General features: G+C 37.7%; 27 protein-coding genes and 1 other annotated feature. Of the genes, 1 reads left to right on the forward strand and 26 read right to left on the reverse strand.

Translation table 11 applies throughout. The annotated features are described in order from the left end of the window. Positions 1-251: 251 nt before the first annotated feature. The 24 genes from rpoB to MUA40_RS11030 form a co-directional block, all read right to left on the reverse strand. A complete protein-coding gene (gene rpoB, locus MUA40_RS10915) occupies positions 252-3,803 on the reverse strand; it encodes a DNA-directed RNA polymerase subunit beta (protein ID WP_262569575.1) in 3,552 nt (1,183 codons plus the stop codon). Between the two features lie 211 nt (positions 3,804-4,014). Next, entirely contained in the window at positions 4,015-4,623 is a 609-nt protein-coding gene (locus tag MUA40_RS10920) for a class I SAM-dependent methyltransferase (protein ID WP_016424300.1), read from the reverse strand. A 77-nt stretch (positions 4,624-4,700) separates the two neighbouring features. After that, positions 4,701-5,066 carry a 50S ribosomal protein L7/L12 gene (gene rplL, locus MUA40_RS10925; protein WP_016424299.1) on the reverse strand — a complete coding sequence of 122 codons (366 nt, stop codon included), beginning with the start codon at positions 5,064-5,066 and terminating at the stop codon, positions 4,701-4,703. Between the two features lie 38 nt (positions 5,067-5,104). After that, positions 5,105-5,605, reverse strand: a complete 501-nt coding sequence (gene rplJ / locus MUA40_RS10930) for a 50S ribosomal protein L10 (protein ID WP_016424298.1) — start codon at positions 5,603-5,605, stop codon at positions 5,105-5,107. A 49-nt stretch (positions 5,606-5,654) separates the two neighbouring features. After that, positions 5,655-5,794 (reverse strand) — a sequence feature (ribosomal protein L10 leader region). A 90-nt stretch (positions 5,795-5,884) separates the two neighbouring features. Further along, positions 5,885-6,580 carry a 50S ribosomal protein L1 gene (rplA, locus tag MUA40_RS10935; protein ID WP_050331764.1) on the reverse strand — a complete coding sequence of 232 codons (696 nt, stop codon included), beginning with the start codon at positions 6,578-6,580 and terminating at the stop codon, positions 5,885-5,887. Between the two features lie 187 nt (positions 6,581-6,767). Continuing rightward, positions 6,768-7,190: a 50S ribosomal protein L11 gene (rplK, locus tag MUA40_RS10940; RefSeq protein WP_016424296.1), complete on the reverse strand. Its 423-nt coding sequence runs from the start codon at positions 7,188-7,190 to the stop codon at positions 6,768-6,770. Positions 7,191-7,351: 161 nt separating this feature from the next. Beyond that, positions 7,352-7,900 carry a transcription termination/antitermination protein NusG gene (nusG, locus tag MUA40_RS10945; RefSeq protein WP_016424295.1) on the reverse strand — a complete coding sequence of 183 codons (549 nt, stop codon included), beginning with the start codon at positions 7,898-7,900 and terminating at the stop codon, positions 7,352-7,354. Positions 7,901-7,919: 19 nt separating this feature from the next. Then, on the reverse strand, positions 7,920-8,099 hold the full coding sequence (gene secE, locus MUA40_RS10950) for a preprotein translocase subunit SecE (RefSeq protein ID WP_016424294.1): 180 nt from the start codon (positions 8,097-8,099) through the stop codon (positions 7,920-7,922). An 18-nt stretch (positions 8,100-8,117) separates the two neighbouring features. After that, on the reverse strand, positions 8,118-8,261 hold the full coding sequence (gene rpmG / locus MUA40_RS10955; protein WP_081635116.1) for a 50S ribosomal protein L33: 144 nt from the start codon (positions 8,259-8,261) through the stop codon (positions 8,118-8,120). Between the two features lie 68 nt (positions 8,262-8,329). Continuing rightward, on the reverse strand, positions 8,330-8,905 hold the full coding sequence (locus tag MUA40_RS10960) for a sigma-70 family RNA polymerase sigma factor (protein WP_016424293.1): 576 nt from the start codon (positions 8,903-8,905) through the stop codon (positions 8,330-8,332). A gap of 75 nt (positions 8,906-8,980) precedes the next feature. Further along, positions 8,981-9,505 carry an NYN domain-containing protein gene (locus MUA40_RS10965; RefSeq protein ID WP_167732855.1) on the reverse strand — a complete coding sequence of 175 codons (525 nt, stop codon included), beginning with the start codon at positions 9,503-9,505 and terminating at the stop codon, positions 8,981-8,983. A 3-nt stretch (positions 9,506-9,508) separates the two neighbouring features. Then, positions 9,509-10,258, reverse strand: coding sequence for a 23S rRNA (guanosine(2251)-2'-O)-methyltransferase RlmB (gene rlmB, locus MUA40_RS10970; RefSeq protein ID WP_167732854.1), 750 nt, complete (start codon positions 10,256-10,258; stop codon positions 9,509-9,511). A gap of 5 nt (positions 10,259-10,263) precedes the next feature. After that, positions 10,264-10,653: a Mini-ribonuclease 3 gene (locus MUA40_RS10975; protein WP_037559176.1), complete on the reverse strand. Its 390-nt coding sequence runs from the start codon at positions 10,651-10,653 to the stop codon at positions 10,264-10,266. Positions 10,654-10,657: 4 nt separating this feature from the next. Then, complete coding sequence (cysS, locus tag MUA40_RS10980; protein WP_016424289.1) at positions 10,658-12,058, reverse strand: cysteine--tRNA ligase; 1,401 nt, start codon at positions 12,056-12,058, stop codon at positions 10,658-10,660. Continuing rightward, positions 12,042-12,671 carry a serine O-acetyltransferase gene (gene cysE / locus MUA40_RS10985; RefSeq protein ID WP_171839470.1) on the reverse strand — a complete coding sequence of 210 codons (630 nt, stop codon included), beginning with the start codon at positions 12,669-12,671 and terminating at the stop codon, positions 12,042-12,044. The genes cysS and cysE overlap by 17 nt, the downstream gene beginning before the upstream one ends. Positions 12,672-13,057: 386 nt before the next feature. Then, entirely contained in the window at positions 13,058-14,512 is a 1,455-nt protein-coding gene (gene gltX / locus MUA40_RS10990) for a glutamate--tRNA ligase (protein WP_016424287.1), read from the reverse strand. Positions 14,513-14,588: 76 nt separating this feature from the next. Beyond that, a complete protein-coding gene (gene ispF, locus MUA40_RS10995) occupies positions 14,589-15,068 on the reverse strand; it encodes a 2-C-methyl-D-erythritol 2,4-cyclodiphosphate synthase (RefSeq protein WP_016424286.1) in 480 nt (159 codons plus the stop codon). Beyond that, entirely contained in the window at positions 15,061-15,759 is a 699-nt protein-coding gene (gene ispD / locus MUA40_RS11000; RefSeq protein WP_016424285.1) for a 2-C-methyl-D-erythritol 4-phosphate cytidylyltransferase, read from the reverse strand. Before ispD ends, ispF begins: the two co-directional genes overlap by 8 nt. Further along, a complete protein-coding gene (locus MUA40_RS11005) occupies positions 15,760-16,821 on the reverse strand; it encodes a PIN/TRAM domain-containing protein (protein WP_262569578.1) in 1,062 nt (353 codons plus the stop codon). It lies immediately after the preceding gene. A 19-nt stretch (positions 16,822-16,840) separates the two neighbouring features. Then, the gene (radA, locus tag MUA40_RS11010; RefSeq protein ID WP_126496070.1) at positions 16,841-18,208 is read right to left on the reverse strand and encodes a DNA repair protein RadA; all 1,368 of its coding nucleotides are present in this window, start codon (positions 18,206-18,208) and stop codon (positions 16,841-16,843) included. Between the two features lie 435 nt (positions 18,209-18,643). Further along, on the reverse strand, positions 18,644-21,103 hold the full coding sequence (locus MUA40_RS11015) for an ATP-dependent Clp protease ATP-binding subunit (protein ID WP_262569579.1): 2,460 nt from the start codon (positions 21,101-21,103) through the stop codon (positions 18,644-18,646). A 17-nt stretch (positions 21,104-21,120) separates the two neighbouring features. Further along, positions 21,121-22,125 carry a protein arginine kinase gene (locus MUA40_RS11020; RefSeq protein WP_016424281.1) on the reverse strand — a complete coding sequence of 335 codons (1,005 nt, stop codon included), beginning with the start codon at positions 22,123-22,125 and terminating at the stop codon, positions 21,121-21,123. Beyond that, positions 22,115-22,645 (reverse strand): UvrB/UvrC motif-containing protein, encoded by a 531-nt coding sequence (locus MUA40_RS11025; protein WP_016424280.1) that lies wholly within the window; start codon positions 22,643-22,645, stop codon positions 22,115-22,117. Before MUA40_RS11025 ends, MUA40_RS11020 begins: the two co-directional genes overlap by 11 nt. 13 nt (positions 22,646-22,658) lie before the next feature. Beyond that, entirely contained in the window at positions 22,659-23,120 is a 462-nt protein-coding gene (locus MUA40_RS11030; protein ID WP_016424279.1) for a CtsR family transcriptional regulator, read from the reverse strand. Between the two features lie 164 nt (positions 23,121-23,284). On the opposite strand from MUA40_RS11030, the gene MUA40_RS11035 reads away from it, so the two are divergent. Further along, on the forward strand, positions 23,285-24,490 hold the full coding sequence (locus MUA40_RS11035) for a NupC/NupG family nucleoside CNT transporter (RefSeq protein ID WP_016424278.1): 1,206 nt from the start codon (positions 23,285-23,287) through the stop codon (positions 24,488-24,490). 172 nt (positions 24,491-24,662) lie between these two features. On the opposite strand, the gene pdxT is transcribed toward MUA40_RS11035, so the two are convergent. Continuing rightward, positions 24,663-25,247 (reverse strand): pyridoxal 5'-phosphate synthase glutaminase subunit PdxT, encoded by a 585-nt coding sequence (gene pdxT / locus MUA40_RS11040; RefSeq protein ID WP_167732853.1) that lies wholly within the window; start codon positions 25,245-25,247, stop codon positions 24,663-24,665. Between the two features lies 1 nt (position 25,248). Then, positions 25,249-26,136 (reverse strand): pyridoxal 5'-phosphate synthase lyase subunit PdxS, encoded by an 888-nt coding sequence (gene pdxS / locus MUA40_RS11045; protein WP_016424274.1) that lies wholly within the window; start codon positions 26,134-26,136, stop codon positions 25,249-25,251. Positions 26,137-26,212: the final 76 nt, after the last annotated feature.

A 26,212-nucleotide genomic window follows, 5' to 3' on the forward strand; every position in this document is an offset into this window, starting at 1 on the left:
TCTATTTAACGAACAGGATAGAGAGGATGCATGTAAGTTTCCACACATCTCTCTTCTCGAATAGCAAAAGCGCCACTCGTCTCCCTATCGTTTTAATCAAGTTCAGGTTAAGTCTTTAACGCGTTTCATGTTCTCAGCGCAATTAAATTCTTAAAAGTTACATTGAACGTACATAACTATCGGCACGCTATGACGTCTCATGCGACTTTGCGATCTCCTATTCAAGATCGATTTTGATTTTCAACATGCATTTATTCGTTAAATTCTTTTTGAGATTCTGGAACAGTAGATGGTTGAATATTGACTTTACGATCTGGAATATCATCCTCATCTAAATCGCGCATTTCAATTTCATTGTCTTGTTCATCCATCACTTTCACATCAAGGCCTAAACTTTGTAGCTCTTTCATCAATACGCGGAATGATTCAGGAACACTTGGTCTTGAAATGTTTTCACCTTTAACAATCGCTTCATAAGTTTTCACACGACCTACAGTGTCATCTGATTTGTAAGTTAAGATCTCTTGAAGTGTGTATGCTGCACCATAAGCTTCGAGTGCCCATACCTCCATCTCACCAAATCTTTGTCCACCGAATTGTGCTTTACCACCAAGAGGTTGTTGTGTAACTAATGAATATGGTCCAGTTGAACGTGCGTGAAGTTTATCATCTACCATGTGCGCAAGTTTCAACATGTACATCACACCAACTGAAATACGGTTGTCAAATGGTTCTCCTGTACGGCCATCGTAAAGTACTGTTTTACCGTCACGTGCCATACCTGCTTCTTCAATTGTAGACCATACGTCTTCATCGTTGGCACCGTCAAATACTGGTGAAGCAACGTGAATACCTAAGTTTTTAGCAGCCATACCTAAATGCAACTCTAAAACTTGTCCGATATTCATACGTGATGGTACACCTAGTGGGTTTAACATGATGTCAATTGGACGGCCATCTGGTAAGTACGGCATATCTTCTTCAGGAACAATTTTAGAGATGACACCTTTGTTACCGTGACGACCACACATTTTGTCCCCTACATGAATTTTACGTTTTTGAACGATGTACACACGAACAAGTTGGTTCACACCTGGTGAAAGTGAATCATCGCCTTCTTCACGGTTAAACACTTTAACATCAAGAACAATACCACCTGCACCGTGTGGTACGCGTAATGACGTATCACGAACTTCACGTGCTTTTTCGCCAAAGATCGCATGTAATAGGCGTTCTTCTGCTGTCAATTCAGTAACACCTTTAGGCGTCACTTTACCGACTAATATATCGCCATCTTTTACTTCTGCTCCAACGTATACAATACCGCGGTCATCTAAGTTTTTCAGTGCGTTTTCTGAAACGTTTGGTATATCGCGAGTAATTTCTTCAGGCCCAAGTTTTGTGTCTCGTGCTTCAGATTCATATTCCTCGATATGAATTGAAGTATAAACGTCATCTTTAACAAGGCGCTCACTCATAATTACGGCGTCCTCGTAGTTATAACCATCCCAAGTCATAAATCCAACAACAACGTTTCGACCTAAGGCCATTTCTCCGAGTTCCATAGATGGACCATCTGCAAGAATTTCGCCTTTTTCAACAACGTCGCCTGCTGCGATAATAGGACGTTGGTTATAACATGTACCTGAGTTTGAACGTTTGAATTTCGCTAATGGATAACGGTCTAATTCACCTTCTACTTCTTGACCATTTTCTTCAACTAAGCGACGTACTAAAACTTCGCTTGATTGAACATGTTCAACGCGGCCACGATACTTAGAAATAACAGCAGCACCTGAATCACGTGCGGCTACGTGCTCCATACCTGTACCTACGAATGGTGATTCTGGGTTTAACAATGGTACTGCTTGACGTTGCATGTTCGCACCCATCAATGCACGGTTAGAGTCATCGTTTTCTAAAAACGGAATACATGCTGTCGCAGCTGAAACAACTTGTTTAGGCGATACGTCCATGTAGTCCATTTTTTCTTTAGCCATAGTTGTGTTGTTACCACGGAAACGACAAACGATTTCGTCATCGATAAAACGTCCGTTTTCATCAAGTCTTGAGTTCGCTTGGGCAACAACATAACTGTCTTCTTCATCAGCAGTAAGGTAATCAATACGGTCTGTAATTGTGTTTGTTTCAAGGTCTACTTTTCTGTATGGAGTTTCAATGAAACCAAATTCATTCACACGTGCATAACTTGAAAGTGAGTTAATCAAACCAATGTTTGGACCCTCTGGTGTCTCGATTGGACACATACGGCCATAGTGAGAATAGTGTACGTCACGAACTTCCATTTGTGCACGTTCACGTGTTAAACCACCAGGCCCTAAAGCTGATAAACGACGTTTGTGTGTTAACTCAGCAAGTGGGTTCGCTTGGTCCATGAATTGTGATAATTGTGAGCTACCAAAGAACTCTTTAATTGATGCAATCACTGGGCGAATGTTAATCAATTGTTGTGGTGTGATTGAGTCAGTATCTTGAATAGACATTCTTTCACGTACCACACGTTCCATTCTTGATAAACCAATGCGGAATTGGTTTTGTAACAATTCACCAACTGAACGTAAACGACGATTACCAAGATGGTCAATGTCATCTGTATAACCGATACCATGCAATAAGTTAAAGAAGTATGACATAGACGCCACGATGTCAGCAGGTGTAATACATTTCACTTCTGAATCTGGGGATGCATTACCAATCACAGTTGTTGTACGTTCTTCATCATCATTTGGTACATAAACTTTAATAGATTGTACTTCTACAGGTTCATCGATAATACTATTAGGAAGTTCGTAAACTTGTGCGTTAGCATTTGTTTCAAGAACATCCATGATTTCGTCTAACTTACGACGATCTAAAACTGTGCCTTCTTCAGCAACAATTTCACCTGTGTCAGTATTTACAATAGGTTCAGCTAATTTTTGATTGAATAGGCGGTGCTTTAAATGTAATTTTTTATTTGCTTTATAACGTCCTACGCTTGCTAAATCATAACGTTTAGGGTCAAAGAAACGAGAATACAATAAGCTTTTAGCATTTTCTACCGTTGGTGGTTCACCTGGACGTAAACGTTCATAAATTTCTAATAATGCTTGTTCTGTATTTTCAGTGCTATCTTTTTCTAAAGTGTTTCTTAAGTATTCATTGTCACCAATTAAATCAATGATTTCTTGGTCAGTTGAATAACCTAATGCACGTAATAATACTGTTAATGGTAACTTTCTTGTTCTATCAATACGTACATAAACAACATCTTTCGCATCTGTTTCATACTCTAACCATGCACCGCGGTTAGGAATAACAGTCGCATCATAGTTCACACGACCATTTTTATCTAACTTTTCATTAAAGTAGACAGACGGTGAACGAACTAATTGAGATACAATAACACGTTCCGCACCATTAATTACAAAAGTACCTGTTTCTGTCATTAAAGGGAAATCTCCCATAAATACTTCTTGATCTTTCACTTCGCCTGTTTCTTTAATAACTAGACGAACTTTAACGCGTAATGGCGCCGCATATGTTGCATCACGGTTTTTTGATTCTTCTAAATCATACTTCGGTTCACCTAATCTATAATCTACAAATTCCAATGAAAGATTACCTGTGAAGTCTTCGATTGGAGAAATGTCGCGGAACATTTCTAAAAGACCTTCTTTTAAGAACCAATCATACGATTTTGTTTGAATTTCAATTAAGTTTGGTAACTCTAAAACTTCTGAAATTCTTGCGTAGTTTCTACGTTTACGATGTCTTCCATATTGGACAAATTGACCTGCCAAACAGATTCACCCCTCAAAAATTGTGCGAACACTTTTCAGTTCTCATCATGTAACAAGACAAAAAGAAAACGGTAGCACATAATCGATGACACCATTTTCTATTCTATAAGTCTTATTTTGAAATGTTACAATGAAACTTTAACCGTAAAAGTACACACTTATTGAACATAATTATTTCATCTTACAACTATATCATAGTCAATATTTAAAATCAAGATTTAAAACTCTTTAATATGTGATAACCTTTACTATTTTTAACAGATGAGACGTTTCCAAAAACCTCGTCCATTTTTTTCTTAGCAGATGGCATGCCTTGCTTTTTTTGTATAACGACATACAACGCACCCTCAGTTTTAAGCACGCGGTATGCATCTGTCAAAATTTGGTGAACCACTTGTTTACCAGCACGAATGGGTGGATTAGTTAAAACGTAGTCACATGCTTCGTCTTCTATCATGGCTAACCCATCACTCTCTTGTATCGTCACATTTGAGATGCCATTCGCTTTGGCGTTTCTTTTAGCTAATGCTAATGCGCGATGGTTTACATCTAACATTGTAATATGATCATGGGGTGCAACTTTGGCCACCATTAAACCAATCGGTCCATAACCACAACCGACGTCAATAATCCTTTTCAATTGACCTGGCGGGTGTTCATTTAAAAATGTCTGTATCAATAAATCAGAGCCGAAATCAACTTTATCACGAGAAAACACACCTGTATCTGTTGTGAGTGACAGTTCGTGTTGCTGATAATAATAGCTAATTTCTCTCTCATCTGGTGTTGCATCAGGATGTGCATCATAGTAATGACTCACGGTGTCACACCTCTTTATCGTATTATATTCAAAAACCCGCTATTCCAAAAATAGCGGGTTTTTCACTTATCAACGAATTATTTTAATTCTACTGAAGCGCCAACTTCTTCTAATTGTTCTTTAAGTTTTTCAGCTTCTTCTTTTGGTAAAGCTTCTTTGATGATGCTTGGAGCACCGTCAACTAATTCTTTAGCGTCTTTTAATCCTAAACCAGTTGCTTCTTTAACAGCTTTAACAACTTTGATTTTAGATGAACCAGCTGAAGTTAACTCAACGTCAAATTCAGTTTTTTCTGCTGCTGCGTCTCCACCAGCAGCACCTGCTGCTGCAACTGGTGCTGCTGCAGTTACACCAAATTCTTCTTCGATTGCTTTAACTAAGTCATTTAATTCTAAAACAGACATTTCTTTAATTGCTTCAATGATTTGCTCTTGATTAGCCATGTTATTATTCCTCCAATTTTTAAGTTTTAATTTATCGTTTATTCTGCGTTTTCTTCTTTGTTTTCTCCAACAGCTTTAACTGCATAAGCAAAGTTGCGCATTGGCGCTTGTAATACAGAAAGAAGCATTGATACAAGACCTTCGTGTGATGGTAATGAACCAACTGTTTTCACTTCGTCAGCAGTAATGATACTACCTTCCATGATACCCGTCTTGATTTCTAAAGCTTCGTGTTCTTTAGCGAATCCAGCGATGACTTTAGCTGGGGCTACAACGTCTTCAGTAGTGAATGCTACTGCTGTAGGTCCAGTTAAGAACTCGTCTAAACCTTCAATGCCAGCTTGTTCTGCTGCACGACGTAACATAGTGTTTTTGTATACTTTGTACTGAACACCAGCTTCACGTAATTGTTTACGTAATTCAGTTACTTCTGCTACTGTTAAACCACGGTAGTCAACAACTACTGTAGAAACAGAACTTTTAAGTTGATCAGTAATGACGTCAACTTGTTGTTTTTTCGCTTCAATGATTCCAGACATTTTGACACCTCCATCGATAAGTTTTAGGTGCTTTTTATAGTTAAGTCCAAGACTTAAATAAAAAGCACTTTTTACCCACGGCAAAAAGTGCTTGAAAGTTCATACGTTCAAGTCCATTTTAGCCTCGGTAGGATGATTTTTAAGTTCAGTTAGAACTCCTACTGTCTTAGGTAAAATATTCAACAAAAATTAATATAACGGCTTTTGTGTAATAAGTCAACCATTATTTTCTATTTATCAAGTCACTTAATGATTTAGCGCATCATTAAGAGATAAGTCTTAAAGTTTGAAACTTGCAGTATCGACTTTGATACCAGGGCCCATTGTAGTTGTTACTGCAACAGACTTAAAGTAAGTACCTTTAGCTGAAGATGGTTTCGCTTTTGTTAACACATCTTGTAAAGTTTTGAAGTTTTCAACTAATTTTTCTGTATCGAAAGAAACTTTACCGATTGAAGCGTGTACGATACCCGCTTTTTCTGCACGGTATTCAACTTTACCTGCTTTGATTTCTTCAACAGCTTTTTTAACGTCCATTGTTACTGTGCCAGTTTTAGGGTTTGGCATTAAACCTTTAGGTCCTAATACACGACCTAATTTACCAACTTCACCCATCATATCTGGTGTTGCAACAACAACATCAAAATCAAACCAACCTTGTTGGATTTTGTTTACATATTCTGCATCTCCAACATAGTCAGCACCTGCTGCTTCTGCTTCAGCGATTTTGTCGCCTTTAGCAAAAACTAATACACGTTGAGATTTACCAGTACCGTGTGGTAATACTACTGCACCACGGATTTGTTGGTCATTTTTACGTGTATCAATACCTAAACGGAAAGCCACTTCAACTGAAGCATCGAAGTTAGCAATAGATGTTTCTTTAGCTAAGCTGATTGCTTCTTCTACTGTATAGAATGCTTGGCGATCAACTTTGTTTAAAGCTTCTTGATACTTTTTACCTTTTTTAGCCATTTTTTGTCCTCCTTTAGTGGTTTTATCGGAATGTCCTCCCACATTTACTTGCTTCAAGCAAGTTGAGCGCAGATAGTCCCTAGCACAAATCTGTGCGAATCACAGTGAATGCTTTCTTGTTCATAGGCTACCTGCGTTCTTACGAAAATTTATTTTCTCATTGTCTTATTTGTTAATCAGTTGGTAATTACTCAACAATAATACCCATACTACGTGCAGTACCTTCAACGATACGCATAGCTGCTTCTTCGTCTGCAGCATTTAAGTCAGGCATTTTAGTGTTAGCAATTTCACGTACTTGATCTTTTGTTACTGTAGCAACTTTAGTTTTGTTTGGCTCACCAGAACCTTTTTCAATACCAGCTGCTTTTTTAAGTAATACAGCTGCAGGTGGTGTTTTAGTAATAAATGTAAATGAACGATCTTCATAAACATAAATTTCAACCGGAATAATTAAACCTGCTTGTTCTTGTGTACGTGCGTTAAATTCCTTTGTGAAAGCCATAATGTTCACACCGGCTTGACCTAATGCAGGACCAACTGGTGGTGCTGGGTTTGCTTTACCTGCTGGAATTTGTAACTTAACTACTTTTTCTACTTTTTTAGCCACGATGTGCACCTCCTTGATATCGTGATGTGGTCACAGGGCTCAATTTTGCCCTCCCACTCTTAACATTTCGTGACGAAATGTAGCGCTATGAATGCGCGACTTCGTAATTGTAACATTTTCATACGCTGAATACAACTCATTTTTTATAACTTTTTACACGTTTAGAGTTTTTCTATTTGATCAAATTCAACTTCAACTGGTGTTTCGCGTCCAAACATATCAACTAATACAGTCAACTTAAATTTATCCGCTTCAATTTCACTGATTTCGCCCACTTGATTTGCAAACGGCCCAGAAGTAATACGGACTTGTTCACCTAAATCCACTTCTACATCAATTGTCTTTTCTTTCATGCCCATTTGCTTAAGAATAAAACGTGCTTCATCTGGTAATAATGGGTTAGGTTTTGAACCCGCCCCAGCTGATCCTACAAATCCAGTTACACCTGGTGTATTTCTAACAACGTACCACGATTCGTCCGTCATGACTAACTCAACTAATACGTAACCAGGAAATGTTTTCTTCATTTGCTTTTTAGCTTTTCCATCTTTAACTTGTGTCTCTTCTTCTTCAGGAATCACAACTCTAAAGATTTGTTCTGTCATGTTCATTGACTCAACACGTTTTTCTAAATTCTTTTTCACTTTATTTTCATAACCAGAGTAGGTATGTACTGCATACCAACGTTTTGCCCCTAACTCTTCAGACATGCTGACAACTCCTCATTCACTATTTTATCATTTTAATTAATTGACCAATTCCAATATCTAAACCGTAGAAGAATAACAAAAAGAATAGCACTGTCATGACTACGATTGTTGTGTATTTTACAAGTTCTGGTCCAGTTGGCCAGCTTGTTTTTTCCATTTCGGATTTAACGCCTCGGAAAAAGCTTTCTTTTTTTGGCATAACGAAAATCCCTCCTATTTATTTAGATTCCTTATGAAATGTATGTGTATTACATTTTGCACAGAATTTCTTTAATACGAGCCGGTCAGTTTTATTGATCGTTTTCGGTACATGATAGTTACGGTTTCCACATTCCTCGCAATTTAATGGCACTTTTTTCAACTTATTTCACCTTGCTTCTATAATACCAGTTTACTATACATAAGTTTATGTTCAATTGTCAAACCACACTATTCGTCCAAAAGTACTTTCAATTTCTTACGGATTCGGTAGATGGCATTATATATTTTTTTATCTTCAGCCTTTAATGCCAATGCAATTTCTGACGGTTTCCATTCCTCAATCAGATATTTCAACACCTGCATTTCAAAATGACTTAATCCACGGTCCGCTAGTTTTAATACTTCATGACAAAATTGTTGCGATGTACACCCACTTTGATATTGCTGTGCCAACATAACTTGGTATTGCGTCGCATAGCGTTCAATATAGTTGTCGAATAACCGTTCATGCGTCATCTTTTTACGGCGATAGTCTATTTTACGTAAATAAATTGCGCGATGAATATAATGTTCGAAAGGGACATCGTAATAAAAATTCTCGCTTTGTATCTTTTTAAAAATGGCTAGCAACACTTCTTGGATAAGATCTTCGCAATCTGCCGGTATGATACTAAAGTCACTAAAACTTTTTCGTGCATATTGCTCAATGTAAGTGATCAATTGTACGATTGCCTCTGGTTGCTGGGCCTTTACTTGAGCAATCATTACAGAAAAAGTATCATCTAATTCATATTGATAAAGCATATGCGTTCTTCCTCGCCTTCGAAAAATATGCTTTATCATACCTATTCATAACGACTTCAGACAACTTGCGAAATCTTATTCTTCGGACTCGCCTCGCCTTAATTTCTCAAATTCAGACAATACTTCTTCAGATAAGTGAATCCGCGTTCTCGGCTTCTGTTCATGAAAATGATGCATCGACTTTGTGACGGTCTCTTTATTTTCTTTTAAATGGCGCCACATTTCTCTTGAAGATAAACGATAAGCGCCCGTCCCAAAAATAGCATGCTGTTCACTCATATCACTTGTTACAACTGTGATATGCGTTGTATGTTTGTTGTAAATATTGTAAACATAACGCTCAATAAAACTATCAGCCGTTTCATTTTCTTTCGTAAAAATCACATGCACACCATGATAGACAGACTCTGACTGAGGCGTACCTTGTTCATAAGCATCAAAAACACAAACAATTTTCCCTTTTATGACCGCATTATAGTTTGCGATTTCAATCAGCAGTTGCTCTCTTGCTTCTTCTAAGTTTTCTTTAGCTACTTGACTTAATTCTGGAGACTGACCTATCATGTTGTACCCGTCAATGATTACATAATAGTCTTTCATCTTTTAATCTTCACCGCCAATGGGCCGCCGTTTTCTAAACACTTCATACATCATTAAACTTGCTGCAACAGAAGCATTCAAACTATTCACATGGCCAACCATAGGAATTTTAATATAAAAATCACATTTTTCTTTTACCCGACGGCTCATTCCTTGACCTTCACTTCCGATAACAATAGCTAACGGAACGTCCACTTGCATTTGTCTATAATCTGTCGCATGATTTGCTTCTGTGCCCGCTATCCAGTAGCCTTTATCTTTCAATTCATCCATCGTTTGAGATAGATTCGTGACTCTAATAACCGGGACATGTTGAATCGCGCCAGTAGACGCTTTAGCTACTGTTTGTGTCAATGCAACAGAGCGTCTTTTCGGAATAATAATCCCATCCACACCAGTTGCATCTGCTGTTCTTAATATTGACCCTAAATTATGCGGATCTTCCAAGCCATCTAAGATTAATACTGTAGAAAGTGTCTCTTTTTCAGCTTGTTGCTTTAAGAAATGATCTAATGTCTCATATGCGTAAGGAGCGACATAAGCTGCTACGCCTTGATGAGGTGCATTCGAGATTTGATCTAATTTTGATTTTGGAACGGTTTGTACAACAAGTTTTGCTGATTTTGCAGCTTTTAAAATATCTTCAATCTGTTGCTTTTTAATGCCTTCTTGAATCAGTATCTTATTAATGGTATGTCCGGTTGTCACAGCTTCTCTTACTGCATGACGGCCAACAATGATTTCTGAATCCATTTCATTCAACGCCTTTCTTCTACATATTCAACTATTGTCGTTAATAATGCTTCCAGTCTCGCATTTTGTTGATCTAAATATAAATAGCCAATCAGCGCTTCTAAGCCAGAACTTTTTCGATAGGTTTGAATATCTGTGTTTTTCGCTTTTGTATAACTTTTAGCATTACGTCCACGTCGAATGATATCTCGTTCTTCTTCTGTAAACCAATTGTTTTCAATTAAAGCTTCAAGTGTTGCAGCCTGACTTTTAGCTGAGACAAATCTTTTCGCTTCTTGATGCAAGCGGTTCGGTTTGCTCTGTAATTTGAGAATGATATATGTACGGACGTGCTGATCTAAAACAGCATCGCCCACATATGCTAAAGAGAGTGGATTTAATAATTTTTTGTTGATGTCATTAGCCACGTTTAAATCTCACGCCCTGTGGTGTATCTTCAAGAATAATATTTTGTGCTTTTAATTGATCACGAATTTCGTCTGCACGTGCAAAATCTTTAGCTTTTCTAGCTTCATTTCGTTCTTCAATTAATTTTTCAATCTCTTCATCAAGCAGTTGCTCATCTTTTTGAGAAGTAAGTGGGATACCCAGTACGTCACTGAAGATTTGGAATACTTCTTTAAAACGTTGAATCACTTGTGTCGACGTATTATCTTCTAACATGTATTTATTTGTAAGTTTAACTAAATCATACCACGCTGTAATGGCATTCGCTGTATTAAAATCATCGTCCATCACTTTTTCAAATTGCTCAAGTACTTGTTCAATTTGTTCTAAATAATTCGTATCGTCTACAAGATTTGTAGCAACCGCTTCTCGTTCAATGAGCGCTTGATAACTGTTACGAATACGCTCAAGACCACTACGTGCAGCTTCTACACGCTCGATGTTATAGTTGATGGGACTTCTATAATGTACGCTGATCATAAAGAAACGCAATACATCGGGGTCGACCTCTTTAATAATATCGTGAACTAAAATAAAGTTACCTAATGATTTACTCATTTTTTCATTGTCAATATTAATAAAGCCGTTATGCATCCAATAGTTTGCAAATGGTGCATGATTATGCGCTTCTGATTGTGCAATTTCATTTTCATGGTGAGGAAATTGTAAATCACTTCCACCAGCGTGAATATCAATCGTTGCACCTAGTTTTTCATAGGCCATCACTGAGCATTCAATGTGCCAACCCGGACGTCCTGTACCAAATGGACTTTCCCAACTGATTTCGCCCGGTTTTGCTTTTTTCCATAAAGTGAAGTCTAAAGCTTCTTCTTTTTGTTCACCTTGTTCGATGCGAGCACCAATTTTCAAATCATCGATAGATTGATGGCTTAACTTTCCATAACCATCGAATTTGCGTGTTCTGAAGTAGACATCTCCGCCACTTTCGTAAGCATAGCCTTCATCGATTAAATTTTGAATAAATTTGATAATATCATCCATATGTTCCATAACACGTGGGTTGCATGTTGCCGGTTTGACATTTAATGCACCCGTATCTTCGTGGAATGCTTTTATATAACGATCTGCAATTTCAGGTACTGTTTCTCCAAGTTCTTGAGAACGTTTAATCAGTTTGTCATCGACATCTGTGAAATTTGATACATAATTCACTTCATAGCCTTTATATTCGAAATAACGTCTGACAACATCATAGTTAATAGCTGGACGTGCATTTCCAATATGAATGTAGTTGTAAACAGTCGGTCCGCAAACGTACATTTTGACTTTCCCAGGTTCAATCGGTTTAAAAGTTTCTTTTTGACGCGTTAGTGTATTATATAATGTAATCATCTTTAATCTCTCCATTTTTAGTTTGTTCAAGTTGTCGTTCAAGCTGCTTGAGTTGTTCATAAATAGGGTCAGGCAAATTGAGATGATCAAACGTTTTACCGGTGCGAATGCCGTCTTGTTTTACCACACGACCAGGAATGCCTACAACAGTTGTATAACTAGGCACATTTCTTAATACAACAGAATTGGCACCGATATTGACATTCGAGTCTACTTTAATATTTCCTAATACTTTAGCCCCTGCTGCAATCAAGACGTTGTCTCCAATATCGGGGTGTCTCTTACCTTTTTCTTTCCCAGTCCCTCCTAAAGTCACACCTTGGTAAATCGTTACATTATCACCTATTGTACATGTCTCTCCGATAACGACACCCATGCCATGATCGATAAAAAGACGACGTCCAATTTTAGCGCCTGGATGGATTTCTATACCTGTAAAAAAGCGAGAAACTTGAGATATGACACGCGCTAATGTGAAGCGTTTTTTATTGTATAAACGATGTGCAATAAGATGACTCCACACGGCATGCAAGCCCGCGTATGTTGTAATCACTTCAAAAGTCGAACGCGCTGCTGGGTCTTGTTCAAAGACCATTTTTACATCATCCATCATTCGTTTGATCACTGTATTTCCTCCTAAAATAGTTATTCTTATTACTTAGTACAAAAAACACCTCTGACACAAATTATGTCAGAGGTGCTTAAGCACGGTTCCACTCTCAATTAGTATATCGACGAGAATCATTAAATTCTCTTTGACCTACTCACTCATTCATTATTTAGTTCTTCTTATAAAGGTGCATTCAACAAATATTGTGATGTACTTGCAGCAACCGTACACTCTCTAAAACACGCAATTTGCCTACTAATCCTTTATTCAAATCAAAATCCACCTTTATGGTAGTGGATTTTGAACGTGATATCAAGTTATAAATTTGGAAACGGCTTGAAAACAGTCTAAATCGCTCTTTAAGCCTCATTTTATAATTAAGGCAGTCATTACAATAATTGATTAATTCGACGAAGTACTTTTGTTTTGCCAAGCACTTCCATTGTATTCGGCAATTCTGGTCCATGCATTTGTCCAGTTACCGCAACACGAATTGGCATGAAGAGTTGTTTCCCTTTAATGCCTGTTTCTTTTTGGACTTCTTTAATTTTCTTTTTAATTTCAGCAGCTTCAAATGGCTCTAACGCTTCTAATTTACCATATAGTGCATTCATTAATTCAGGAACTTGTTCACCATTCAACACTTCTTGTGAAGCTTCGTCTAATTCTTTTTCGTCTCGGAAAAATAGCTCTGATAAAGGTACGATTTCTCCAGCGTAGCTCATTTGTTCTTGATAAAGTGCCACGAGTTTACGTCCCCAGTCTAATTCAGCTTCTGATGGTGATTCAGGTAACAAACCAGCTTTAACCATATGCGGTAATGTCATCTCAAAAACTGTTTCTGAATCTTTTTCTTTCATGTATTGGTTATTAATCCAAGCCAATTTTTGTTTATCGAAAAATGCAGGAGATTTTGATAGACGCTTTTCAGTAAAGATATCGATGAACTGTTCTTTAGAAAAGATTTCTTCTTCACCTTCAGGAGACCACCCTAATAATGCGATAAAGTTAAATAACGCTTCTGGTAAATAACCTAACTCTTTATATTGCTCAATAAACTGTAAAATTTGACCGTCACGCTTACTTAACTTTTTGCGTTGCTCATTCACGATTAATGTCATATGTGCAAAACGAGGCGGTTCCCAACCAAATGTTTCATAAATCATTAATTGTTTCGGTGTGTTAGAAATATGATCATCGCCGCGAATCACATCTGTAATTTCCATATAGTGATCATCTACAGCAACTGCAAAATTGTATGTTGGAATACCATCTTTTTTCACAATTACCCAGTCGCCGAAGTTATCAGATTCAAAAGAAACTGTCCCTTTCACCATGTCATCGAACTGATATGTTTTATTTTGTGGAACACGTAAACGAATAGCAGGCTTACGTCCCTCTGCTTCAAACTGCTGTCTTTCCTCTTCTGTTAGATGGGCATGTTTACCACCATAACGTGGCATCTCACCGCGTTCGATTTGTGCTTGACGCTCTGCTTCTAATTCTTCTTCCGTCATGTAACATTTGTACGCTTTGTCTTCAGCTAACAATTGATCCACAAGCGGTTGATAAATGTGACCACGTTCAGATTGACGATATGGACCATAACCTTTATCTTGATCCACAGATTCATCCCAATCCAAGCCTAACCATTTTAAATTTTCAAATTGTGAAGCTTCACCATCGGCAAGGTTACGCTTAGTATCCGTGTCTTCAATACGAATCACAAAATCTCCATCATAGTGTTTCGCGAATAAATAGTTAAATAATGCAGTACGTGCGTTACCGATATGCAAATAACCTGTTGGGCTTGGTGCATATCTGACTCTTACTCGGTTACTCATTTCGTTCACTCCTGTTTTGTTCTTCAATTTTTTAATTATAACATGTCATGTCATGTTGTGTATATGTTACTTTTAACTATGCTTGCGCTGTTAAGGATACGATGGCTTGTGCTGCGATACCTTCTTGACGACCTGTAAAACCTAACTTTTCACTTGTTGTTGCTTTTACATTGACTTGTTGTATTGCGACTTCAAACAAATCAGCAATGACAGCACGCATTTCATCAATATAAGGGCGGAATTTAGGGCGCTCAGCAATGATGGTTGCGTCAATATTATTAATAATGTAACCTTCATTTTTAACTTGTTCATATGCAGCGACTAACAATTTTTTAGAATCTGCATCTTTGAACTGTGGGTCTGTGTCAGGGAATAATTTCCCAATATCTCCTAGTGCACATGCACCTAACATCGCGTCGGTGATCGCATGAAGCAAAACATCGGCATCGCTATGGCCTTTTAACCCATGTGTATGCGGCACTTCAATTCCACCGATAATTAATGGGCGCGTTTCGTCAAAAGCATGAACGTCATAACCTAATCCAACTCTATACATGATTTTCTTTTCTCCTTTTATCAAATATTGCTTCCGCATATGTAAGATCTTCTTCCGTCGTTACTTTAATATTATCATAGTCGCCTTCAACCATATAAATCGGCTGACCAGAAGCTTCTAATAGCGAAGCGTCATCAGTGCCATTGATTTTTTTAGACAGCGCATCATCATAGGCTGTTTTTAAATGCTGAAATTTAGAGCCCTGTGGTGTTTGTACTTGCCATAAAGCGGAACGGTCTAAAGTTTGTGACACAAACTGATTTTGAACCAATTTAATCGTATCTTTCGCTTTAACACCTACGATAGCCGCACCACATGCTTCGATTGCTAAAGTAACTTCTTTAATGGTCTGATGTGTAATAAAAGGTCTCGCACCATCATGAACAAGTACGACTTCATCTTCAGCCACATTCATATGTTGGATGACTTTATGAATGCTTTCTTGACGTTCTTTTCCACCTTCAATTAAGCCTTTAATTTTACTATAAGGCGCTAAAAGATTTTGTAATTGCTCACGGTCTCTTGGATGGATGGCTAAATAAATACTTTCACATTGATCATCTTTTTGAAATACGTCTATCGTATGTTCTAAAATTGTACGCCCTGCAACACGAATCAATAATTTATTATAAGCACGTCCCATTCGATTTCCAGTACCTGCTGCCGGTATGATCACATGATAATTTGTCATTTATTCCTCCACCTTTTTTGCAAATATAATGCGCCCAGAAGCTGTCTGTAACATACTAATCACTTCTAAAGGAATCGTTTGATTAATATATTGCTTCGCATCGTCGACCACGACCATCGTTCCGTCATCAAAATAACCTACACCTTGACCCGGTTCCTTACCTACTTTAGTTATCATAAGGTCAAATCGGTCTCCTTGATGCACTTCAGGTCGAATTGCGTCTGATAAATCATTAACATTCAACACTTTAATGCCTTGAATACTACAAACTTTGTTTAAATTATAATCCGTTGTAATCACGTGAGCACGATAATGTTGCGCCAATCTTACGAGTAAATCATCAATATCATGATGACTTCGCTGTGGATGAACAATACGTGTCGGGTGTTTTGACATATGGATCGCATTAAGAATCTCTAAGCCACGACGCCCTTTGTCACGTTTAATACTATCATTTGCATCAGCCACAACTTGCAACTCGTTAATCACACCTTGCGGAATTAAAATCTCACCATCTATAAAGCCCGCTTCCATAATTTTTAATATTCTACCGTCTATAATCGCACTCGTATCAATAATTTTTGGCACCGCGTTACATGCGCTAATTGCCATCGAACGTGCCATGTTTTCCGGTAAAAACAGCAACATTTCATCTCGTTTTTTAAGACCAAATTGGAAACCTAAATAACTTAAAATTAAAGTTAAAATAATCGGGATAATACGATTAATAAAGTCTGTTCCAATAAATTCTAAAATAAAAGAAATCATAACAGAAATGAGCAAGCCCATAAACAGTCCAATAGTCGCAAATATAATTTCAATCGCACTGTATCCTAACACAAATTGCTCTAAATCTTTAATAGCATATGCAATGCGTGGAATAAACCAACCAAATAATAAAAACATCAAAACTGTACCCATAAACGCTGCAAAATAGCTATTTTCTATCATCGGCGGATGACTGACTTCAAAGTCTACAACAATCTCAGGAATCAATACAATGCCTAAGACACTCCCGATAACAATGTATGATAGGATAACGAGCAGTTTGACAAAATCCATTTTTCCTCCCTCCTTTCTATTATTTTATGGCATATTTTAATGCTTCATTTACAGTAGAAACACCAATCACTTCAATACCTTGCGGGAATTGCCATCCCCCTATATTTGTTTTAGGTAATATCACACGTTTAAAACCGAGTTTTGCCGCTTCTTGTACCCGTTGTTCGATACGGGAAACGCGTCGTACTTCACCTGTTAATCCAACTTCTCCAATAAAGCAATCTAATCCATCGACAGCTTGGTCTTTAAAACTTGATGCTGTTGCGATAATAATACTTAAATCCACTGCTGGCTCAGACAACTTCACGCCTCCTGCTACTTTAATATAGGCGTCTTGTTGTTGTAATAGATAGCCTTCTTTTTTCTCTAACACTGCCATTAATAAACTCAAACGATTATGATCTATGCCTGTAGCCATTCGTCGAGGGTTATTAAATGTCGTCGGCGTAACGAGCGCTTGAACTTCAATAAGTAGCGGACGTGTCCCTTCCATCGTCGCAACGATTGTTGAGCCAGGTACGTTGGTAGAACGCTCTTCTAAAAACATCTCTGATGGGTTCAATACACTTTTCAATCCAGACTGTTTCATTTCGAATATGCCCATTTCATTCGTGGAACCAAAACGGTTTTTAACGGCTCTTAAAATACGATAAGCATGATGTTCGTCGCCTTCGAAATACAGCACCGTATCCACCATGTGTTCTAACAAACGCGGTCCAGCAATTTGGCCTTCTTTTGTCACATGCCCTACAATAAAAGTAGCAATATTCATTTGTTTTGCAATATGCATTAAGCTTTGTGTACTTTCACGAACTTGTGACACAGAGCCTGGAGCCGAACTAATCTCTGGATGATAAATCGTTTGAATTGAGTCCACTACAATAAGCTCCGGTTCAATTTTCTTTACTGCTTCATGAATCACTTCTAAGTCTGTCTCAGCAAAAACATTCAATTGACTCGCATCTTCGTCTAGGCGATCTGCTCTTAACTTTGTTTGATTAAGTGACTCCTCACCTGTAATATATAATACATTTTTACTTTGGGACAATGCTGCACACATTTGTAATAACAACGTCGATTTCCCAATACCTGGGTCACCACCAATGAGAACGAGCGATCCTTCTACAATACCTCCGCCAAGTACACGGTTAAACTCATCACTATTTGTTAGGATACGCGGTGCTTGCTCTTGTTTAATTTCATTTAGTTTTTGAATTTTGGAAGTACTCGTTTTTTGAGATCTGACCCCATGTTTAGGGCTCGCTACTTTTTGCTCTATCGATTCTTCCATTGTATTCCATGCACCACAATTTGGACATTTGCCCATCCATTTTGGAGATTGATAACCACAAGCTGTACATTCAAATATCACTTTCTTTTTCGCCACAAGGCCACCCCCATCTCTTCGGATAACATATATATTTTATACTTGTTAAAGATTTAAGACAAATTTTGCGTAAGGCTGATTGTGCTTCACACTACAACCTATGAAATAATGCGTAATCATTCAATGTACATCGTAATTAACACCGTATCCATAGTCAATTTTAATACATATCTAGACTTTACCTGTGTGCCTGTTGCAAGCAATCGAATACCCGCCAACTTGACCAAATACAAAGTCACTTAACAAAAGGAGATCAATGCTAATGATTTTCTATTTTATATCTATCACTCTAATAAATACAACATAAAAGGAGACGATCTCTTATTTGTCATAAGATTTAATCGTCTCCTTAAAAGCATGTGACTCAAAAGCGCAGGGTTATGTGCGCTTTTCAATCACTTTAAATATGTTAGTTCTTTTCAGACATTTTTACGATTATGCTTCAGATGATGTTGTTGCTTGATCTGATTCTCGTTCAGAAATGTCGTATTGGAAAGATTCACCGTCAAAGTCAACAGTAACGTTTTTACCTTCTAGTTCTTTACCTTCTAAGATTAACTCACTTAAGTTATCTTCAACTGTTTTTTGAATTGCACGGATTAATGGACGTGCACCATATTCTGGATCATAACCTTCAGCGGCAATTTTATCTTTCGCTGCATCTGTGACACTCACATGAATGTTTTGTTCAGATAAGCGATCTGTTAATTTGCCTACCATCATTGTTACGATTTCTTTCAATTCTTCTTTATTAAGTTTGTGGAATACAATGATGTCGTCAACACGGTTTAAGAACTCTGGACGGAACGCATTTTTCAATTCTTTCATCATTGTTTTACGAATTGTTTCATAGTCATTACCTTCTGAATTGCCACCAAAGCCTGCGAATCGTTGGTCTTGCAATTCTTGTGCACCGACGTTAGAAGTCATAATAATGACTGTATTTCTGAAATCTACTCGGCGACCTTTCGTATCAGTCAAGTGACCATCGTCTAACACTTGTAATAAGATGTTAAATACATCTGGGTGCGCTTTTTCAATTTCATCAAATAAAATAACTGAGTATGGTTTACGACGTACTTTTTCAGTTAATTGACCTCCGTCATCGTGACCTACGTATCCAGGAGGGGCTCCAACCAAACGGCTCACTGCATGTTTTTCCATAAACTCACTCATGTCAACACGAATCATCGCATCTTCTTCACCAAATATAGATTCCGCTAATGCACGTGCAAGTTCTGTTTTACCTACACCTGTTGGTCCTAGGAAAATGAAGCTACCAATTGGACGTTTTGGATCTTTTAAGCCTGCACGCGCGCGACGTACTGCTTTAGAAATGGCAGCAACTGCATCATCTTGACCGATTACACGTTGGTGTAATGTTTCTTCCAAGTTAAGTAATCGATCTGATTCTGTTTCGTTCAAGCGTGTTAATGGAATACCTGTCCAACCCGCAATAACTTCTGCAATATCTTCAGGGACAAGTGTTGTGTGTTGACCACCTTGATTATTTTTCCATTCATTTTTAGCTTCTTCGTATTGTGTTTCTAATTTCGTTTGTTTATCTCTAAGATTTGCAGCGTTTTCGAATTCTTGTGCATGGACTGCAGCATCTTTTTCTTTTTTCACTTGTTCAATTTGTACTTCAATCTCTTTTAGGCTTGTTGGTGTTGTATGGCTTTTTAAGCGTACTTTTGAGCTAGCTTCATCAATTAAATCAATCGCTTTATCTGGTAAGAAACGATCTTGTACATAACGATTACTTAATTTTGCAGCAGCTTCAATCGCTTCGTCGGAAATGTTAATTCTGTGATGTGCTTCATAACGATCACGTAAGCCTTTTAAAATTTCAATTGTATCCGCAACACTTGGTTCATCTACTTGTACCGGTTGGAAACGTCGTTCAAGTGCAGCATCTTTTTCGATGTGTTTACGGTATTCATCTAATGTTGTCGCACCAATACATTGTAGTTCACCACGTGCAAGGGCAGGTTTTAAAATATTTGAGGCGTCAATTGCACCTTCTGCACCACCCGCACCAATGAGTGTATGCAATTCGTCAATGAATAAAATGACATTACCTGCTTGGTGAATTTCTTCCATTACTTTCTTAAGACGTTCTTCAAACTCACCACGGTATTTTGTACCTGCGACAACAGTTCCCATATCCAAAGACATAACACGTTTATCTTTTAATGTTTCTGGAACTTCATTGTTGACGATTGCTTGAGCAAGACCTTCCGCAATAGCAGTTTTACCTACCCCAGGTTCACCGATAAGAACGGGATTGTTTTTTGTACGTCGGCTTAACACTTCAATCACACGTGTAATTTCAGCGTTACGGCCTACGACTGGATCTAACGTACCGTCTTTAGCAATAACTGTTAAATCTCTCGCTAATCCATCTAAAGTTGGTGTGTTGTTTGATTTAGCCGCTTGTGCACCTTTATTAGACATTTCTGGGCTACCTAACGCTTTAACAACTTGTGCACGTGCTTTAGTGATATTTAAATCTAAGTTTGCAAATACACGTGCAGCTACACCTTCGTTTTCACGGATCAAGCCAAGTAAAATGTGCTCTGTTCCTACAAAGTTGTGCTGTAATTTACGTGCTTCATCCATTGAAAGTTCAATGACCTTTTTAGCGCGTGGTGTATAGTGTAACGCACCCATTTGTTCTTGACCATGTCCAATCAATTTTTCTACTTCTGCAACAACTTTATCTTCTGTAATATCAAAACTTTCTAATACTTTTGCCGCAATGCCTTCTGGTTCTTTCATTAAACCTAGTAGTAAATGCTCTGTTCCAATATTAGAGTGATTTAAGCGAATTGCCTCTTCTTGTGCATGTGCTAAAACACGCTGCGCACGTTCTGTTAATCTTCCAAATAACATATGCCAACCTCCTAGTTTTATATATGCGTTCTTAAAATTTCTGCTCTTTTGGCTTCAATGGATTGTTCTTCTGCATCATCAATTAAAAATGGCGATTGAATCGCAATCATTAATTCATTAAATCGAAAGTCATCCATTTCTAAAATGCCCAAATCAACACCTAATTTAATATCACTCAAACGATATGACGCTTCCTCTACCGAAATTAAACGACTATATTTTAATATACCCAATGAACGATAGATTCTATCAAGTGTCTCAGTATGATTGTGTTGATTTAAACGATCTCGTAATGCGAGTTCTTCATTAATAATTTGATGAACTAATTCTGTTAGTGCATCGATAATTTCTTGTTCACTTTTACCAAGTGTTAATTGATTTGAAACTTGATAAACATGTCCATAAACTTGCGAACCTTCACCGTAAATACCTCTAATTGTAAAACCAAATCGGTTAATCGTTTGTGCAATACGATTCATCCGCTTCATAATAGACAATCCTGGCAAGTGCAACATCACACTTGCACGCATACCTGTGCCAACATTCGTCGGACAAGTTGTCAAATAACCCAGTTGTTCATCATAACTGATATCGAGCGAAGCATCTAAGACGTCATCTATTTTAGAAGCTTTTTGATAAAGCGTATCTAATGATAAATCATTGCCCATTGCTTGAATACGTATATGGTCCTCTTCATTTACCATTACACTAATAGATTCATCTTCATTCAACAATACAGCAGATGCGGGTTGCTTTGTCAGCTCTGGGCTAATTAAATGCTTAGCCACTAATTTATATTTACTTTGTTGATCTAATTCATCTAATCTTAAAACTTTCATATCTTTTAAAACATCTTGAACTTCATTAATCACACGATGTCCTTCCTCTTCAGACGGGAACATCAAAGGATGTACATGGTTTTCAAGATTACGCGCTAACCGAATACGTGAAGACATAATCACAGGTTGTGATTGAACTTCTTGCATCCAATCACTCATGTGCTGATCAAGATTATTCGTCATCAGATTTGGACACCTCACTTTGTTGTTGGAGTGCTTGAATTTCATCTCGTACAATCGCCGCTTCTTCAAAAGCTTGTTTCGCAACAAGTGATTCAAGATGAGCACGTTTTTCTTCGAGTTGTTTTTTCAATGCCCGTTTTTGTTGCGACGACTGTGGACATTTTCCAGAATGTTCAATATGACCACCTTGGACGCGTCTCACAATGTCATAAACATCTTCTTTGAAAGTTTGATAACAATCATGACAGCCGAACTTGCCGACATGCGCAATATCTTTTAATGTCATTTGACACGTTGGACAGCGCTTTTCTTCTCGATAAACCACTTGATCGACACTCAAGCCGTGTTTAGCTGCCAAATGTTGTAAAATTTGTTTGATGACAAAAGTCCCTTCAACATCCTCTGCTTCTTGCCAATCATCGTCAGACTGTCCATAGATAGGTTGCTGTGACAATTTGACTTGCTGACGGTAAGGGCTTGTCGCTTGATGTCGTTCAAGTTTATATTTATCGGTATTCATAGCACATCATCCTTTAATAATAGTTAATAACCGGTAGTAGGCGTTTCAAAATATTTGCACGGATAATATCTCTTGCTGCCACATCCATTTTCAATGTTTCCCTATCTACAATCGCCGCAATCATTTTGGCTTCTCTTTCAGTAATCAAGTTGTTTTCCAACAAACCATCTATGATATAAAGCGCTTGTTGCTGAGAAATGGCAGGTCCAATTAATTCCATTAGCCGTTTAATATAATTGCCTTGATCTTTTGTTTCAACTTTTGTGATTCGAATATACCCGCCGCCACCACGTTTACTTTCTATTTCATAACCATGTTCATTCGTGAATCGTGTTTTGATGACATAATTCAACTGAGATGGTACGCAATCAAAACGCTGTGCAATGTTTGCGCGTTGAATTTCAACAACGTCATCTTGTGCTTCTTCAAATAACTTTTTAATGTACTGTTCTATGATGTCAGACATATTGTGCATCGTATCACCTCTTTTGACCATCTTTGACTATATTATAGAACCCACTTTGACCTTTTTCAACCAATTTGATTTTAAATTTATAAAATTGCTATGTTACTGCTTACATTTTTGGTGTATGATAGTTCTAGTGAAATTTAATTTTGAAAAGCAGAGGTGGAACTCACATGCATATTTTAATTGGGGTTGTTGGGATTGTTGTATTTTTAGCCCTAGCTTTTTTAGCAAGTTCTGATAAAAAGCACGTACGTTGGCAATATATTGGCATCATGCTTGTTATCCAACTTGTTTTAGCCTTTTTCTTACTTAAAACAAATATTGGGATTCAAATTGTCGGCGGCGTTGCGACTGGCTTTGGTTATTTATTAAAACAAGCTGCAGTCGGTGTCGATTTCGTATTTGGTGGTTTAGCCAACAAAGGGGCATCGCCTTTCTTCTTTAATGTATTACTGCCAATTATCTTTATTTCAGCGTTGATTGGTATTTTGCAATACACAAAAATCTTGCCATTAATTATTAATGTTCTTGGATTTTTAATTTCTAAAATTAACGGTATGGGTCGTTTAGAATCATATAATGCGGTAGCTTCTGCTATTTTAGGGCAATCCGAAGTGTTCATTTCATTAAAAAAACAACTTCCTTATATTCCTAAACATCGCTTATATACATTAACTGCTTCAGCAATGTCTACAGTATCTGCATCAATTGTCGGTGCCTACTTTACACTTGTTGAACCAAAATATGTTGTAACCGCAGTCGTATTAAACTTATTCGGTGGTTTCATTATTGCCTCTATTATTAATCCATATAAAGTCAACGAAGAAGATGACAAATTATTGATTGAAGAAGAGAAAAAGCAACAATCTTTCTTTGAAATGTTGGGCGAATATATCTTAGATGGATTTAAAGTTGCTGTTATTGTAGGTGCGATGTTAATCGGTTATATCGCTTTAATCTCATTACTCAATGGTATCGTAGGCGGTATTATCGGTTTTGTTTCTGGTGGTCAATTGGATTGGAATTTCCAAACATTGATTGGTTTCATTTTCGCACCATTAGCATTTTTAACAGGTATTCCTTGGCATGATGCAGTTCATGCAGGTTCAATTATGGCTACAAAGCTTCTATCTAATGAATTTGTAGCAATGACTGAATTAGGAAAAGCAAATGGGCTGTCACCTCGTACACTAGGCGTTGTCTCTGTATTCTTAGTATCTTTTGCGAATTTCAGTTCGATCGGTATTATTTCCGGAGCCATTAAATCTTTAAATGATGAAAAAGGTGACATGGTTGCACGCTTTGGCCTTAAATTATTATTTGGTGCTACATTAGTATCATTCGTGTCTGCAACAATCGCAGGCTTCTTCTTATAATTGAAATCGAGTTTTTATAAAAAGAAGCGCTAAGGTGATTTTCTATTAATAAATCATCTTAGCGCTATTTATTTTGAGATTGCTTTCCAGCTCAACCACTTTGATATTTGATATCGTTATAATCCTAGGTTAACACTTGATGCACAACTATAAGATTAGACAAAGACGGCTATCATTCAACTGCAGTTCTTTGCGATGTGCTGTTCGGGATAACCTGTTCTATAAAATACTGTGTCATACTGTAATCATCTGTTAATTCTGGATGAAATGAAATCCCTAAATATTGATTTTGACGAACTGCGATAATCTTATCTTCAACTCGACCTAAAATTTCTACGTGTGGGGCTGCAGATTGGATATGAGGTGCTCTAATAAAGACACCCTCTACAGGTTGATTTATCCCTTTAATTTGAAGTTCTGATTCAAAACTGTCTACTTGACGACCGAATGAATTGCGTTCTACAGTAATATCCAATTTTTGTAAATAACCTTCTTCGTCAACGATATCCTGTGCAAGCACAATCAAGCCTGCACAAGTGCCAAACATTGGCAATTGTGATTCGCGTAATGCTTCTTTAAAACCATAAAGCCCCATTAAGCGACGTAACGTGGTTGACTCACCACCAGGGATAATTAACCCCTCTATTTCTTCTAATTGTGCTACTTTTTTAATTGGCACACCTTCATGCCCTGCAGCTTCAATATGTCGAATGTGCTCGCGAACAGCACCTTGTAATGCAAGTACTCCGATTTTCATTTTACCAACCACGCTCTTGCATACGTTCTTCTAATGAAAGTTGATTAATATCTAATCCTTTCATTGCAGTACCTAATTTTTTAGCTAACTCGCCAATCAGTTTGTAGTCTTGATAATGTGTTGTCGCTTGTACAATAGCTTTAGCAAAAGTTTCTGGATCTTCTGATTTAAAGATACCTGAACCAACGAATACACCATCTGCACCTAATTCCATCATTAATGCAGCGTCTTGAGGTGTTGCGACACCACCAGCCGCAAAGTTAACAACCGGTAAGCGACCGTGTGCTTTAATATCTTTTAAGATTTCATAAGGTGCACCTAAGTTTTTCGCTTCAGTCATTAATTCGTCATCACTCATCACTGTGATACGCGCCACTTCTTGATTAACTTGGCGCATATGACGTACCGCTTCAACGATATTTCCTGTACCTGGTTCGCCTTTAGTTCGAAGCATCGCAGCACCTTCGCCAATACGACGTGCAGCTTCTCCTAAGTTTCGGCATCCACATACAAATGGGACAGTATAGTCACTTTTCTTTAAGTGGAAGACTTCGTCAGCAGGTGTTAATACTTCTGATTCATCAATGTAGTCCACACCCATTGCTTCTAAAACTCTTGCTTCTGTAATATGGCCAATACGACATTTAGCCATAACTGGAATAGATACCGCATTCATTACTTCTTCTACTATAGAAGGATTACAAGCACGTGCCACACCACCAGCAGCACGAATATCTGATGGTACACGTTCAAGTGCCATGACTGCAACAGCACCAGCTTCTTCCGCAATTTTTGCTTGTTCAGCGTTAACCACGTCCATGATAACGCCACCTTTTTGCATTTCTGCCATACCGCGTTTAACACGCTCTGATCCGATTAATTTTGACATAGGCGATTGTCCTCCTTTTCATACGTTCACAAGTAGATTATACTAATAACTGAACTGGTTAAAGTGTCAGAATAAT

The sequence above is a fragment of the Staphylococcus schleiferi genome (assembly GCF_025558325.1).
In the GTDB taxonomy this organism is placed as follows: domain Bacteria; phylum Bacillota; class Bacilli; order Staphylococcales; family Staphylococcaceae; genus Staphylococcus; species Staphylococcus schleiferi.